Source organism: Achromobacter maghribensis, assembly GCF_057334215.1.
Genome location: NZ_JBHFII010000049.1, coordinates 66,210 through 67,120, shown reverse-complemented (window position 1 = coordinate 67,120; position 911 = coordinate 66,210). Strand labels below are relative to the sequence as shown.

The 911-nt window shown below is 68.2% G+C and carries 1 protein-coding gene and 1 pseudogene; both read left to right on the top strand.

Annotated elements, in window-relative coordinates; genetic code table 11:
- Nucleotides 1-195 (top strand): annotated as a pseudogene (locus tag ACE039_RS22615) (DEAD/DEAH box helicase); the annotation flags it as partial.
- Nucleotides 196-254: 59 nt separating this feature from the next.
- Nucleotides 255-884 (top strand): LysE family translocator, encoded by a 630-nt coding sequence (locus ACE039_RS22610; protein ID WP_105559365.1) that lies wholly within the window; start codon nucleotides 255-257, stop codon nucleotides 882-884.
- Nucleotides 885-911: the final 27 nt, after the last annotated feature.

Genomic DNA, 911 nt, shown 5'->3' with positions numbered 1-911 from the left:
GCGCCGGCCCGTGCCGGCGGCGAAGGCCGCGCCAATGGCGGCCCGCGCGACGGCAAGCCTGCTGATCGTCCGGCCCACGCCGGCCGCGGCGAAAGCCGCCCGCAGCAAAGCCAGCGCCGTCCGGAAGGGGCTGCTCCCCGGCCGGCTCAGGGGCGCCCCGCAGGCGGCCCGCGCGCGGCATTGCTGGGCAAGTAACACCAAGCAGGTAATATCACCGACACCCCGAATCCTGCGATCCAAGGACCCGCGCCATCATGCCCTTATCCACCTGGTTGACGTTCTTCCTGGCCTCCTGGGCCATTTCGTTCTCACCCGGGGCGGGCGCGATCTCCGCGATGTCCTCTGGCTTGAAGTACGGCTTCGCACGCGGCTACTGGAACACGGCCGGCCTCATCATGGGCATCCTGTTCCAGTTTGTCGTCGTGGCCGTGGGGTTGGGCGCGGTGCTGGCTACGTCCGAAATGGCCTTCAATGTGGTCAAGTACCTGGGCGTGGCCTACCTGATCTACCTGGGCGTGCGCCAGATCCGCACCGATGCCGCGCCTGTCGCGGTGGATGCGGGCGATCCCAAGCAGGCGTCGATCCGGGAACTCGTCATGCGCGGGTTCCTGATCAACACCATGAACCCCAAGGGCACGGTGTTCCTGCTGGCCGTGGTGCCGCAATTCGTGGACCCGGCGCTGGCGCTGACGCCGCAGTACGCGGCGCTGGCCGGCACGCTGGCCTTCACCGATCTGGTCGCCATGGGCGTGTATACGCTGCTGGCGGCGCGCGTGCTGCGCCTGTTGCGCGACGCCAAGCACATCCGCTGGATGAACCGCACCTTCGGGTCGTTGTTCATCCTGGCCGGCGTATTCCTGGCGTCGTTCCGCCGCCATTCCTGAATCTTCATGCGCGGGGCACGTGCCGGC